We start from the raw sequence: 13,361 nt of genomic DNA on the forward strand, positions 1-13,361 counted from the left end.
GTTCATAGCGACCGGCTGACCATCTCGACGCGGAAGCATTCGATGACATCGCCGGCCTGGATGTTTTCATAGTTCTGGAAGGCCATGCCACACTCCTGGCCGACCGGAACCTCCGCAACTTCATCCTTAAAACGCTTGAGCGTCTTCAGCGTGCCTTCATGGATGACAACATCGTCGCGGATCAGACGCACGCCCGCGCCACGCTCCACCTTGCCTTCGGTGACACGGCAGCCAGCGATCTTGCCGACCTTGGTGATGTTGAATACCTCCAGAATCTCCGCATTGCCCAAGAAGGTCTCGCGACGCTCCGGCGACAGCAATCCGGACATCGCCGCCTTAACGTCATCCACGAGATTGTAGATGATGTTGTAGTAGCGGATTTCGACGCCGGCCGCGGCGGCGGCGGCACGAGCCTGCGGGTTGGCACGTACGTTGAAGCCAATCATGGCAGCGCCGGACGTCTCGGCAAGCGAGACATCGCTTTCCGTGATACCGCCAGCGCCCGCATGGACGATACGGGCTCGCACTTCATCGGTGCCAAGCTTATCGAGCGCAGCGACAACCGCTTCGATCGACCCCTGCACATCGCCCTTGATGACCAGCGGGAACTCTTTCAGGCCGCTGTTCTGCAGTTGCGACATCATCTGCTCCAGCGAACCACGTTGGCCAGCGCTGCGAGCCACGGCCTTGTCATGGGCTATGCGCTGACGGTATTCGGTGATCTCGCGAGCACGGGCTTCGTTGTTGACGACGGCGAAGCGGTCGCCCGCATGTGGCGTGCCCTGGAGGCCAAGAATTTCCACTGGCATAGCCGGCGGGGCTTCCTGAACATGCACGCCGTGATCGTCAACGAGAGCACGCACACGGCCCCACTCGTTGCCGGCGACCAGAATGTCACCGGGCATCAGTGTTCCAGTCTGCACCAACACGGTGGCAACAGGGCCTCTACCCTTGTCAAGCTGCGCCTCGATGACCACGCCTTCCGCCGTACGATCCGGATTCGACTTAAGATCAAGGATTTCGGACTGCAGCAAGATCGCTTCGAGAAGTTTGTCGATGCCCTGGCCCGTCTTGGCCGAAACTTCGACGTCGAGTGTTTCACCGCCCATCGTTTCGACGAACACCTCATGCTGCAACAGTTCGGTACGCACCTTCTGCGCATTCGCTGCCGGCTTATCGACCTTGTTGATCGCGACGATCATCGGAACACCCGCCGCCTTGGCGTGGTTGATCGATTCGACAGTCTGCGGCATCACGCTGTCATCGGCTGCCACCACCAGAATGGCGATGTCGGTCGCCTGCGCGCCACGGGCACGCATTGCGGTGAAGGCCGCATGGCCGGGCGTATCGATGAAGGTAATCTTCTGACCATCCTTTTCCACCTGATAGGCACCGATATGCTGGGTGATTCCACCAGCCTCTCCCGATTGCACATTGGCATGGCGGATCGCATCGAGCAGTGAAGTCTTGCCATGATCTACGTGACCCATGATCGTGACCACAGGCGGACGCGATACCAAATCCTCTGGATTGTCCGCGATATTGAACAGACCTTCCTCGATATCGGACTCAGCTACACGCTTGACGGTATGACCGAATTCAGTGGCCACGAGTTCGGCCGTGTCGGCATCGATAATGTCGCCCGGCTTCATCATCTGGCCTTGCTTCATGAAGAACTTGACGACATCAACCGCCCGCTCGGACATGCGCTGGGCAAGTTCCTGAATAGTAATGGTTTCGGGCAATGTTACCTCGCGCATGACCTTCTCGCGGGGCTCATTATACATCGCACGCTTGAATTTTTCCTGGCGCCGACGCATCGACGACAATGAACGGGAGCGTGCATCGCCATCCGACAAGGCCGAATTGAGCGTCAGCTTCCCCCGGCGGCGATCCTCCTCGCCTTTTACCGGTCGTGCGGGACGAGCTTCAGGGATGGCAGCCCGCCGCACTGGAGCACTGGCTCCGGCACGCTTCGGCTTCGCCGTATCCTCCTCATCAGCCACAATATCCCCAGGCTGCGGCGCGCGACGGCGCGCTTCGTCCTCGGCGCGGCGGCGGGCTTCCATCTCTGCCTGGAGCCTGGCTTCTTCCTCGGCTTGGCGGCGGGCTGATTCCTCACGCTCGTGACGACGGCGTTCTTCTTCCTCGGCGCGCCGGCGCGCATCATCGACGGCGCGAGCACGATCCTCGGCTTCACGCGCCTGTGAGCCTTCAAGGGCACGGCGGCGGGCATCCATCTCGCTTCGTGACAGTTCGTTCAGCACCATGCCGCTGCGTTCCGGCGCGGCGGGTGCAGGCTTGCGCACTTCAGGCTGAACAACGGGGGCTGCCTTTGGAGCAGTCGGTGCCGGCTTGGGGGTAAAGACTGATGGCGCCGCCTCCGACTTTTCGCCGGGCAGCGAGAACTTGCGCTTCTTCGTTTCGACCACAACCGACTTGGTGCGGCCGTGCGAGAAATTCTGGCGCACGGTTCCCTGCTCCATGCCGGGACGCTTCAACGTCAAAGTCTTCTTAGGTGTGACGCTCAGCGTCTTATCGTCGCCCGATTTCGTATCGCTCATTCCACATCCTCTGCGGCTTCATCTTCATCGGCAATTGCCGCAAGTCTTGCCAGATCATCCGGGGGACCGCCCCGGTAACGGTCGAGCGCAACCATGCGCTTCTCGACCGCCGAACCCACGTCATCCGCGAGAACGGCAGCATGTATCACATTTGTACCCCCCAATGCCAAACCCAATTCGGCCTCGGAGAAAAGTTTGTAGGCGAGTATCGAAGGCCCGCCGAGATGAACGGTCGCTCTGCGCGCCTGGGCGATCTTGCGTACACCATCGTCCGATGCTTCGAGCGCGTGCAGAACAAGAAGGGCGGAGCCGTCTCGCACGGCAGCTTCAACCTTGGTGGCGCCCAATATGACGGCACCTGCCTTGCGGGCCAGCCCCAACATCCCAAGCACGGACTTGGCGAGCAGGCCGTCAATGAGATTTCCCAAATCGGCCGGTACGGACACCTTCGCCTTGAAGGCACGGTCGAAGAGATTCCTCGCTACCGCTTTTTCAATATGTAGGCGATTGGCCGTCACCCAGCAACCACGGCCGGGGAGCGTTCGTTTGATGTCCGGAACGACCGTCGAATCGGGACCGACGACGAAGCGGATCAGTTCATCCGGCTCGGCGGTCCTTCTGGTAACGATGCAGGTGCGATCGTTCATTTCGTCCAGGCGCGACTTGTATGCGATGGGGCTTCACCTCACGCACCAGCGGCTTCTTCGGCCGGTTCAGCCTCAGTTGCGAGTTCTTCTTCGGTAATCCAGCCTGCCTTGAGCCGAGCGGCCATGACCATCTGCTCGGCATCCAAGCGCGAGACGCCATAATTGGCCAAAACACCCGGATAAACCTTGGTCTCGCCGTCCTTGCGCTCCTTCCAGCCGACAAGATCGTCAACGGCATAGCCGGCAAAGTCTTCGATTGTCTTCACCCCGTCCTCGCCAAGTGTAACCATCATTGCTGTGGTGACACCGGGAATCTCGCGCAGCTCATCCTGAACGCCAAGCTCACCCCGCTTTGCGTCATGCTCCGCTTCGATCCGTTCAAGATATTCGCGGGCGCGCGTCTGGATCTCGCTTGCGGTGTCCTCGTCGAAACCGTCGATGGACGAGATTTCGTCGGCATCCACATAAGCCACTTCCTCGACGCTAGTGAACCCTTCGGAGGCCAGCACCTGACCGACCATCTCGTCAACGTCGAGCGCTTCCATGAACAGGTTGGAGCGTTCGACGAACTCCTTCTGGCGACGTTGCGATTCTTCTTCTTCCGTCAGGATATCAATATCCCAGCCGGTAAGTTGAGAAGCCAGCCGCACGTTCTGCCCGCGGCGACCGATGGCCAGCGACAACTGATCGTCAGGCACCACCACCTCGATACGCTCAGCCTCCTCGTCCAGCACCACCTTGGCCACCTCAGCCGGTTGCAGCGCGTTGACGATGAAGGATGCGGCCGAAGGCGACCACGGAATGATGTCTATCTTCTCGCCCTGCAATTCGCCGACGACGGCCTGCACGCGTGAACCACGCATACCGACACAGGCGCCGACCGGATCGATCGAGCTATCGCGCGAAATCACGGCGATCTTGGCGCGCGAGCCAGGATCGCGCGCTACCGACTTGATCTCGATGATGCCGTCGTAGATTTCCGGCACTTCCATCGTGAACAGCTTGGCCATGAATTGCGGATGGGTACGCGACAGGAATATCTGCGGGCCGCGCTGCTCGCGGCGCACGTCATAGACATAGGCGCGGACACGGTCACCGTATTTGTAGTTCTCGCGAGGAATCAATTCATCGCGGCGGATGATCGCTTCACCACGGCCAAGATCGACGATGACATTACCATACTCGACGCGCTTGACGGTACCATTGACGATCTCGCCAATACGATCCTTGTATTCGTCATATTGCCGATCGCGCTCGGCTTCACGCACCTTCTGCACAATGACCTGCTTGGCAGACTGGGCAGCGATACGGCCGAAATCCATCGGTGGAAGCTGCTCGGCAATGAAATCACCCACCTGGGCATCCGGGTTGCGCTCGCGCGCCGAAGAAAGCGCCATCTGGGTGGCGTAGTCCTCGACAGTTTCCACCACTTCCATCAGCCGTTGCAGCTTCATCTCACCGGTCTGCGGGTTGATGTCGGCGCGAATGTTGGTTTCCTGGCCATAGCGGGAGCGCGCGGCCTTCTGTATCGCGTCGGCCATCGCGTCGATGACGATCTGCTTGTCGATCGACTTTTCGCGCGCGACCGCATCTGCGATTTGCAAGAGTTCCAGCCTGTTGGCGCTTACAACCATTTTCATTTCTCCCGAGCATCTTCACCGGGTTCCCGGCGGCTCAATCAAATTTCCTGTTCGCCCTGCGTCTGTTCATGCGCGCCGTCATCGGGTTCCGCATGCCGCTTCCGCGCATCCTTGCGGGCACGGTTGTCCTTGGAAAGCGCATCGCGGATCAGATCGTCGGTAAGGATCAGCCGCGCCTCGGCAATCGCATCGTAAGGGACGCGCACGACCGGATCTTCACCATACGCGGCCTTGTCGCTTTCGATCACCACGCCATCTTCATCCGCCTCGGCGATCTTGCCACGAAATCGCTTGCGCTCGGAAACGAGCACCGAGGTTTCCAACTTCACCAGATGGCCGGCCCAGTCCGAAAAATCAGACTTTCGGACCAGAGGCCTGTCAATACCGGGCGACGAGACTTCGAGATGATACGCTTTCTCGATTGGATCCTCGACATCCAACGCTGGCGAGACTGCGCGGGAAACCTCCTCGCAATCCTCAACCGTCATGGTGCCGTCGTCGCGCTCGGCCATGATCTGCAATGTCAGGCCATGCTGACCGGACAACCGAACCCTGACAAGACGGAAACCGACACCGCGCAGCACAGGCTGCACAATTGACGCGATGCGCGCATCGATGCCGCTTTCGCGGATGATGCGATCGTCGCCGGTTTTCTCGTCCGTCGTCACTGTCATGCGACCTCGTTTGCGGTGGCCGGTAACAAAAAAGAGCGGGACCGGTTGGACCCACTCTTCGTCATACCGACCAAGAATTTGAGACTCACATAACCCAAAGGCCTCTCGCTTTCAAGCCCAGGCTCTCAAGCGAGTTGCAGTGACGCGCAATGTCGCAACGACATGGCTGCATTGCGTTGACCGCCCTGGCACTTCGCTCCAGCACCCCTAATTATGTTGCATTGCAACATCAAAAGGGAAATATCATGGCCGGTCATCGACAACATTCCAGGCTGGGCGGGTTTCTGGCACTGTTCGGCGACGCGATTGCAGCCGCCTCGGCCGTATCCTGCGGCCGCCAGCCGGATGCCGACAATTTGCGCGGGCTCGGCATCGACGCACGGCAGTTCCGCCGTATTCGCCATTTCTGAGAGAAAATCAGTCCTCGTCGGCGGCAAGCTGCGCAAGGACCTTGCCCTTGCCGCGTGCCCGTAGAACAAGCGGCACAACAACGGCCGCCAAGGCCAACAACAACAATACAACCGCTATCGGCGATGACACCAGCGCCATCGGGTCACCCTGATTGATCGCCATTGCCCGCCTGAGTTGCTGTTCGGCAAGAGGGCCGAGAATGAGGCCGACAACCACGGGGGCTATCGGATAGCCGAAGCGACGCAGGATATATCCCATCAGGCCGAAGGCCAGCAAGATACCGAGTTCGAAGGTGGAGGGATTGGCGCCGATCGTACCCAACGTGGCGAAAACCAGAATGCCGGCATAGAGCCAGGGCTTAGGAACCGATAGGAGCCTCACCCACAGCCCGATCAGCGGCAGATTTAAAACGAGCAGCATCAAATTGGCGACGAGGAGACTGGCGATAAGGCCCCACACCAGTTGCGGGCTGGTGGCAAACAGCAGCGGCCCCGGCTGTAATCCGAATTGCTGAAAACCGGCGAGCATGATGGCGGCGGTCGCCGTCGTCGGCAAACCGAGCGTCAGCAGTGGCACCAGCGTACCGGCAGCGGAAGCGTTGTTCGCAGCCTCCGGACCAGCGACCCCTTCGATTGCGCCATTGCCGAACTCTTCCGGCTTCTTCGTCAGTTGTTTCTCCACCGAATAAGACAGGAACGTTCCGATCTCCGCGCCGCCCGCCGGCATGGCTCCGATTGGAAAACCTATAAATGTGCCCCGCAGCCAAGGCTTCCATGAGCGTGCCCAGTCTTCCCGGCTCATCCAGACCGAACCCTTGACCGGCTCCACCTTGTCCTCACTGCTGTTTCGGGCTGCCGCCACAGACAATGTTTCGCCAATCGCGAACAGCGCCACGGCAAGAGTTGTTACTTCAATGCCGTCGAGCAGGTCGGGAATGCCGAAGGCCAGGCGCGCTTGCCCGGTCTGCAGATCTATGCCGATGAGACCGAGCGCAAGACCGATGAACAACGCTGTAAGCCCCCGTAATGTCGAATCGCCAAAGGCAGCCGACACGGTCATGAAGGCAAGCACCATCAGGGCGAAATACTCGGCCGGACCGAACGATAGTGCAAACTTCACGATGGTAGGTGCAATCAGCGCCAGGCCCATTGTGGCAATCAGGCCGGCGACGAAAGAGCCGATCGCAGCGGTTGCCAGCGCCGGCCCGCCCCGGCCTTTTCGCGCCATCTTGTTGCCCTCCAGCGCAGTCACAATCGATGCACTTTCTCCAGGCGTATTGAGCAGGATCGACGTGGTGGATCCGCCATACATGCCGCCATAATAGATACCGGAAAACATGATCAGCGAGCCCGCAGGATCAAGCTTGTAGGTGACGGGTAAAAGAAGTGCGACCGTAAGTGCCGGGCCGATGCCTGGTAAAACGCCGACCGCCGTGCCGAGTGTGACGCCAATCAGCGCATAGAACAGGTTTTGCAGTTCGAAGGCGACGAGGAATCCATGTCCGAGCAGGGCGAAGGTATCCATCGGAATTCCTAGAAGAGGTTCTCGAGCGGACCGGCCGGAAGCGAGAGTTGGAGTCCCTTCGAGAAGACAACCCAGATGACAAGTGAGATCACGATGCCGAGCGGCACAGTCATCCACAATGGTCCGCGGCCGAAACCGCGCGCCGTAAGCGCGAACAGAACTCCTGTCGCGATCGAGAATCCGGTTGTCTTGAGCAACAGCATCTGGCCGGCCAGACCAGCGACGATCCAAATGATCGGCCCGACATTCTCGGCTTCACGCTCGGGAAACTCCCCGCGCCATGCCTCGACCGCCGTCCAGATGGAAAGGACTAAAAGAACTCCCGCAATGGCGTAGGGGAAGGCATTGGGACCGATACGCGAATAGCTTGCCGAATTCCCACCGGTGGCGGTGCTCCATGCAATCACGACCGCGATAATGGCAAGCACCGCCGCGATAACGAACGCCGCCCCGTCAGGGCGGCGCTCCTTACGCTGTGGCTCTTCCGGAACAGGCTCGACGTTCATTTGACCAAGCCGATATCCTTCAGCACCACGGAGGTGGAGTCGATGTCCTTCTTCAACTCGGCGGAGAAGGCATCGCCGGAAAGAAACGTATCGGCCCAACCCTTGTCAGCAAGAACCTTTTTCCAGGCATCGGATTTGGCCATCTTCTCCATATCGGCGAGAATGGCCGCTTTCTGCTCGTCACTGATGCCGGGTGCCGCAGCGACCATGCGCCAGTTCTGAATGACGACATCGACGCCGCTATCCTTGAACGTGGCTGTGTCGATCCCCTCAATGGGAGCATCGCTCGAAACGCCGATGATGCGAAGTGATCCTGCCTTGATTTGCGATTCAAACTCGCCATAACCGGAGATCCCGGCCGTTACCTGCCCACCAAGAATGGCCGCCAAGGCTTCGCCGCCGCCACTATAAGCGATATAATTGATCTTGGTTGGATCGACGCCAACCGCCTTTGCGATCAGGCCGACGGTTATATGGTCCACGCCGCCGGCCGATCCTCCGGCCCAGGAAACCGCGCCAGGATCGGCTTTCAACTTCTCCACCAGCCCAGCCATATCCTTGATATCGGAATTGGCCGGCACGACGACGACTTCGTATTCACCCGTCAGCCGAGCGATCGGGGTGACCTGCTCGAGCGTTACCGGCGAATTGTTGGTCAGGATAGCGCCCACCATGACATAGCCGCCGACAATCAGTTGCGACGGATCGCCCTTGGCATTGTTGACAAACTGGGCGAGCCCGATCGTGCCGCCAGCGCCGGGCACGTTATAGACCTGCACATTACTGGAGATCTTTTCGTCTTGCAGCACGGTCTGCATGGCACGCGCGGTCTGGTCCCAGCCGCCGCCGGGAGACGCCGGTGCCATGATCTTGTAATCGGCGGCCGAGGCCTGTCCGGCCAGCACGACGACGGCACAGCCAAGAACGAACAATAGTTTACGCATAAATTCTCCTCTCCTGCGGCTCATGCATTGTTGCATTCATTGTTGCATCGATAGCCGCTTAATTTCCACGCATGCTGCCCATTGCCAGGGCATTTTCTCAAACAGATAAGCGTTCCCTGCGACAACTTGTCAACCGTTCAGGAAGTGCCGATGAGGTTCCTTAACCGGCAGGCTGGTTGGGCTTCCTGGTGAATGTCAGATATGCGGGGCGGCGGCCTTCGCGCAAAGCCTTTGCTTCGTAACGCGTTCCGGGCCATCCAGGGTAAGCATCGCGCCAGTCGCTGGCGTCCCTCGCCAGCCAGTCAAAAGCCTCATGCTCGCGGCAGTGGAGAAGCGTCCAGTTTACGTAGGTGTCAATGTCGGACGCGAATCGGAAAACGGCTCCCGGTTTCAAAACACGCGCAAAGCGGTCGAGATTGATCCTGGAAACGAAACGCCGCTTCCAATGCTTCTTCTTCGGCCACGGGTCGGGGTAAAGAAGGTCGATACCGTCGAGCGAGGCTGGCGGCAGCCAGTCAAGTAGTTGCGTCGCATCGTCGTCATAAACGCGCAGATTGGCCAGAGGCTCCTTCTCGGCCGCGGCCATCATCTTGGCCATGCCATTGACGAACGGCTCTACCCCGATAAAGCCGCATGCCGGATTGGCCCGCGCCTCATGGCATAGATGCTCACCACCGCCGAAGCCGATTTCAAGGCGTACGGCTGAAACCGGCGCCTTGAAAAGCTCCGTCAAGTCACGCGGCGATGGGACAGCAAGGTCGAGCCCGTATTGTTCAAGGCCGTGTTCCAATGCCAGCGCCTGGAGGGGGCGCATGGCCTTGCCACGGCGCCGGCCAAAAAACGCTTCACTCGACCGGCTTGGCCGCTCACCAGACATCTGCGTCCTCAAAGCGTGATCAGGCAGCCAGGGTTTCCTTTTGGGAAACCGCTCCCTTCAGCGCCTTGACCAGATCCGTCTTCTCCCAGGAAAACGAACCGTCACGCCCCGGCTTGCGACCGAAATGTCCATAAGAGGACGTCTTGGCATAGATCGGGCGGTTCAGGTCAAGATGCCTGCGGATGCCGCTGGGCGACAGGTCCATCACATCGCGCAACGCCTCCTCCAGCACGGTTTCGTCCACCTTTCCAGTGCCATGCAGATCGACATAGACCGACAGCGGCTGGGCAACGCCGATGGCGTAGGAAAGCTGGATCGTGCAGCGCTCCGCGAGCTTGGCGGCCACGACATTCTTGGCCAGATAGCGGGCCGCATAGGCTGCCGACCGGTCGACCTTGGTCGTGTCCTTGCCGGAAAACGCACCGCCACCATGCGGAGCTGCACCGCCATAGGTGTCGACGATGATCTTGCGCCCGGTGAGACCGGCATCGCCATCGGGGCCGCCGATCTCGAATTTGCCGGTTGGATTGATGTACCAGTTGCAATCGTCAGCGATCCTGAGATCGCCCAACGCCTCTCGAATATAAGGTTCGACAACGCTGCGGACCTTGCGGGAATCCCAGCTTCCATCGAGGTGCTGCGTCGAGAGCACGATCTGCGTGGCCTCGGCGGCCTTGCCGTCGGCATATCTCACCGTGACCTGGCTCTTGGCATCAGGACCGAGCTTGCCCGCCTCGCCTTTGCCTTCATGGCGGGCAGCAGCAAGCAGTTCCAGAATCTTGTGACTGTAATAGATCGGCGCGGGCATCAGGTCCGGCGTTTCGCGGCACGCATAGCCAAACATGATGCCCTGATCGCCGGCGCCCTCTTCGCCCTGACGGTCGGACGCGTTATCGACGCCCTGCCCGATATCCGGCGACTGTCCATGGAGCAGGACATCGATCTTTGCAGTTTTCCAATGAAAACCCGCCTGCTCGTAGCCGATGTCGCGGATAGCCCGCCTCGCGACCGACTTGAATTTCGAAGGATTGACCAGAGGATGTCCAGCCGCATCCTTGAGAATACCGCCTTGCTTGTCTTTCTTCAAAAGCGTGTCCGGCACACGCACTTCACCGGCAATGATCACGCGGTTGGTCGTTGCCAGTGTTTCACAAGCAACACGTACCTTCCAAGGATCCATGCCGGTCTTCCTCGCTTCGCGATAGACCAGATCGACTATCTCGTCGGAAATGCGATCACAGACCTTATCGGGATGGCCTTCAGCTACGGATTCAGATGTGAAGAAGTAATTGTGCCGCGTCACGGGTGTCCCCTCTCGAAAAAATCAGCGCATTGCCGATTGGGCGGCCCGTGTTAGCGGCAGGAGATGCGGGGCGTCAAGCAAACTCGTTCTCTTGAACACCAGCAAGATACAACTGCAGAGCAGCACTCAGAGAGAATCGTCGGAAAGGGTTTTGACGAGATCGATGATCCGCCGCCGAACTTTAGGGTCCGTGATCCTGACGAACGCTCGATTAAGTTGAATACCCTCGGGAGATGCGCAGAAACCGATAATCGATCCCTCGGTATCGCTCTCCGCGAAACCTTGATGGCCGGCAATTTCCTGGCCCGGCGCACCTTCGAAGAAAAACGCGACAGGAGCACCGAGAATGGAAGCGATCGCCTGAAGCCGGCTGGCGCCCACCCGATTGGTGCCCTTTTCGTATTTCTGGATCTGCTGGAAGGTTATGCCAAGGCTCTCTCCCAGTTTCTCCTGGCTCATGCCCAACATATTGCGGCGCAATCTGATGCGGCTGCCAACATGAACATCCGTCGGGTTCGGCTTCTTCTTGTTTTGCTCGACCATATGTTCCTCGCCGAATTCCTTTCGGCTTTCCGGTATTGTGCCTGACGCGGCAAACTATCCCAACCAAATTTGGCTGCATGCCGGCGCAAATATTCGACGACGCATATGATTTCCCAATATATCAATTGTCAATTCGTCCGTAGCTTTCGTCTTACGTTCATGACCCACGCCGCTACGGCGAACAGTAGCATGATCACGAACCCGTTAACGCGCCGTTGGTATGCCGAAACAGTATGCACGCGATCCACCGGCACCGTCGCGTCCAAGACGCCACGGGCGTTGATCGCCAGAGCATCGACGATCCTGCCGCGTGCATCAACGGTGGCCGAAATGCCGTTGTTGGCAGCACGCAACAAAGGTAAGCCGTTCTCGACCGCACGAACCTGCGCCTGCCTCAGATGCTGGTATGGACCGGGTGTATCTCCAAACCATGCATCATTCGTAACATTCACAATAAGCTGTGCTGACGTAACGTCAACAGCTACTAAATCGGGAAAGATCACCTCATAACAGATGAACGGCATGACCCGAACACCACCCGGTGCGATAATGACGTGACGGCTGGCACCGGCCGAAAACATAAGCGGTCCAGCCACGATCTGCTCGAGGCCAATACTCCGCAGAAAGTCTGCGAATGGCAGGTATTCTCCGAAAGGTACAAGGTGGACCTTGTCCACCGCGTCAACGATCTCGCCCCGATCATTAATGGCAACGACAGAGTTATAATAACGAGGCGGCGTTCCGCCATTGGCCGCCTCTTCTTCTCGCACCGCGCCGGCGATCAGCATCTGGCCTTCCCCCAGCATATCGCCCAGCGCGGTCAATGCATCGGGCCGCTCGGTGAACAGGAACGGCACCGAGGTTTCCGGCCACAGGATCAGTTGCGGCTTCTCCTGCCCCGCCTGCGGCGGCTGCGAGGACATGGCTATCATGGTGGCGAAGATGCGATCGCGAACGCTGGCGTTCCACTTTTCGCTGAGATCGACTGAAGGCTGCACAATCCGTACAGAAAGACTTTGCGGCGAAGGTGACGGTTTCTCGGTAAGCCGGATATAGCCATAGGTGAGATCGCCGGCCACCAGCAGGACGAAGACGAGCACTCCGGCGCGCCGATGGATCGGCTGGGCCAATAATGCCGGCAGCGCGAAAACGAAGACGGCGAGCGCGTTCATGCCGATCATGCCGATAACGGAAACGCTCTGCATCAACAGCGGCACCGGCATCGCCGCGTAACCAACCGCATTCCAGGGAAAGCCGGTGAACAGGAATTCGCGCAGCCACTCGGCCAGTGCGAAGCCAAAGGCGATCGCTGCAATGCGCCAGATGCCGTCGCTCCACAGAGCCTTGGCTACCGCAGCAGCGAAGCCGTAGAAGAACGCCAACACGAACGGGATGCCCAGCACGGCAAAAGGCAGCGCCCAGGCAAACTGGTCCGCCTCAACCAGCAAGGCACCGCCGATCCACCACAACCCTGCAAGAAAATAGCCGAAGCCAAACCACCATCCGATTGCGAAAGCCGGCTGCAAACGGCGAAGCCAACCGTCGGACGGATCGCCGGTGGCGCCATCGAGCAGCCAAACGAGAACCGGAAAAGAGACGAAACAGGCAGCGAAGAAATCATACGGCGCCTGGCCGAGGACCGCGAAGGCACCAGCCGCAAAGGCCACCAGGGCGCGCCGCCAGCCCCAAAGCAGAATTATGCGGCCAGAAAGGCGCTCCATCCCGTCC

Annotated in this window: 12 protein-coding genes; 1 reads left to right on the top strand and 11 read right to left on the bottom strand. The window is 59.3% G+C overall.

The window, feature by feature from the left end; all coding sequences use genetic code 11:
* Positions 1-2: 2 nt before the first annotated feature.
* From infB to rimP, 4 genes are read right to left on the bottom strand one after another with little or no spacing between them, the layout of a single operon-like run.
* Entirely contained in the window at positions 3-2,564 is a 2,562-nt protein-coding gene (infB, locus tag BFN67_RS14940; protein WP_080920352.1) for a translation initiation factor IF-2, read from the bottom strand.
* Positions 2,561-3,211, bottom strand: coding sequence for an RNA-binding protein (locus BFN67_RS14945; RefSeq protein ID WP_139789192.1), 651 nt, complete (start codon positions 3,209-3,211; stop codon positions 2,561-2,563). Before BFN67_RS14945 ends, infB begins: the two co-directional genes overlap by 4 nt.
* 38 nt (positions 3,212-3,249) lie before the next feature.
* Positions 3,250-4,845 (bottom strand): transcription termination factor NusA, encoded by a 1,596-nt coding sequence (gene nusA, locus BFN67_RS14950; protein ID WP_080920354.1) that lies wholly within the window; start codon positions 4,843-4,845, stop codon positions 3,250-3,252.
* Positions 4,846-4,889: 44 nt separating this feature from the next.
* Positions 4,890-5,525 (bottom strand): ribosome maturation factor RimP, encoded by a 636-nt coding sequence (rimP, locus tag BFN67_RS14955; RefSeq protein ID WP_080920355.1) that lies wholly within the window; start codon positions 5,523-5,525, stop codon positions 4,890-4,892.
* 245 nt (positions 5,526-5,770) lie between these two features.
* On the opposite strand from rimP, the gene BFN67_RS24570 reads away from it, so the two are divergent.
* A complete protein-coding gene (locus BFN67_RS24570; RefSeq protein ID WP_192856847.1) occupies positions 5,771-5,935 on the top strand; it encodes a hypothetical protein in 165 nt (54 codons plus the stop codon).
* Between the two features lie 7 nt (positions 5,936-5,942).
* Here the strand turns inward: BFN67_RS24570 and BFN67_RS14960 are convergent, their stop codons facing one another.
* The 7 genes from BFN67_RS14960 to lnt all read right to left on the bottom strand — a co-directional run bounded on the left by BFN67_RS14960 (position 5,943) and on the right by lnt (position 13,354).
* Positions 5,943-7,460, bottom strand: a complete 1,518-nt coding sequence (locus BFN67_RS14960) for a tripartite tricarboxylate transporter permease (protein ID WP_080920356.1) — start codon at positions 7,458-7,460, stop codon at positions 5,943-5,945.
* An 8-nt stretch (positions 7,461-7,468) separates the two neighbouring features.
* On the bottom strand, positions 7,469-7,966 hold the full coding sequence (locus tag BFN67_RS14965; protein WP_080920357.1) for a tripartite tricarboxylate transporter TctB family protein: 498 nt from the start codon (positions 7,964-7,966) through the stop codon (positions 7,469-7,471).
* Positions 7,963-8,910 (bottom strand): Bug family tripartite tricarboxylate transporter substrate binding protein, encoded by a 948-nt coding sequence (locus tag BFN67_RS14970; protein ID WP_080920358.1) that lies wholly within the window; start codon positions 8,908-8,910, stop codon positions 7,963-7,965. The genes BFN67_RS14965 and BFN67_RS14970 overlap by 4 nt, the downstream gene beginning before the upstream one ends.
* Before the next feature lie 160 nt (positions 8,911-9,070).
* The gene (gene trmB, locus BFN67_RS14975; RefSeq protein WP_080920359.1) at positions 9,071-9,787 is read right to left on the bottom strand and encodes a tRNA (guanine(46)-N(7))-methyltransferase TrmB; all 717 of its coding nucleotides are present in this window, start codon (positions 9,785-9,787) and stop codon (positions 9,071-9,073) included.
* A 19-nt stretch (positions 9,788-9,806) separates the two neighbouring features.
* Entirely contained in the window at positions 9,807-11,090 is a 1,284-nt protein-coding gene (gene metK / locus BFN67_RS14980) for a methionine adenosyltransferase (protein WP_080920360.1), read from the bottom strand.
* Between the two features lie 126 nt (positions 11,091-11,216).
* A complete protein-coding gene (locus tag BFN67_RS14985) occupies positions 11,217-11,633 on the bottom strand; it encodes a helix-turn-helix domain-containing protein (RefSeq protein WP_080920361.1) in 417 nt (138 codons plus the stop codon).
* A 128-nt stretch (positions 11,634-11,761) separates the two neighbouring features.
* Positions 11,762-13,354: an apolipoprotein N-acyltransferase gene (lnt, locus tag BFN67_RS14990; protein ID WP_080920362.1), complete on the bottom strand. Its 1,593-nt coding sequence runs from the start codon at positions 13,352-13,354 to the stop codon at positions 11,762-11,764.
* Positions 13,355-13,361: the final 7 nt, after the last annotated feature.

Origin of the sequence: Manganibacter manganicus, from assembly GCF_002075885.1 — a bacterium.
GTDB lineage: Bacteria > Pseudomonadota > Alphaproteobacteria > Rhizobiales > Rhizobiaceae > Mesorhizobium > Mesorhizobium manganicum.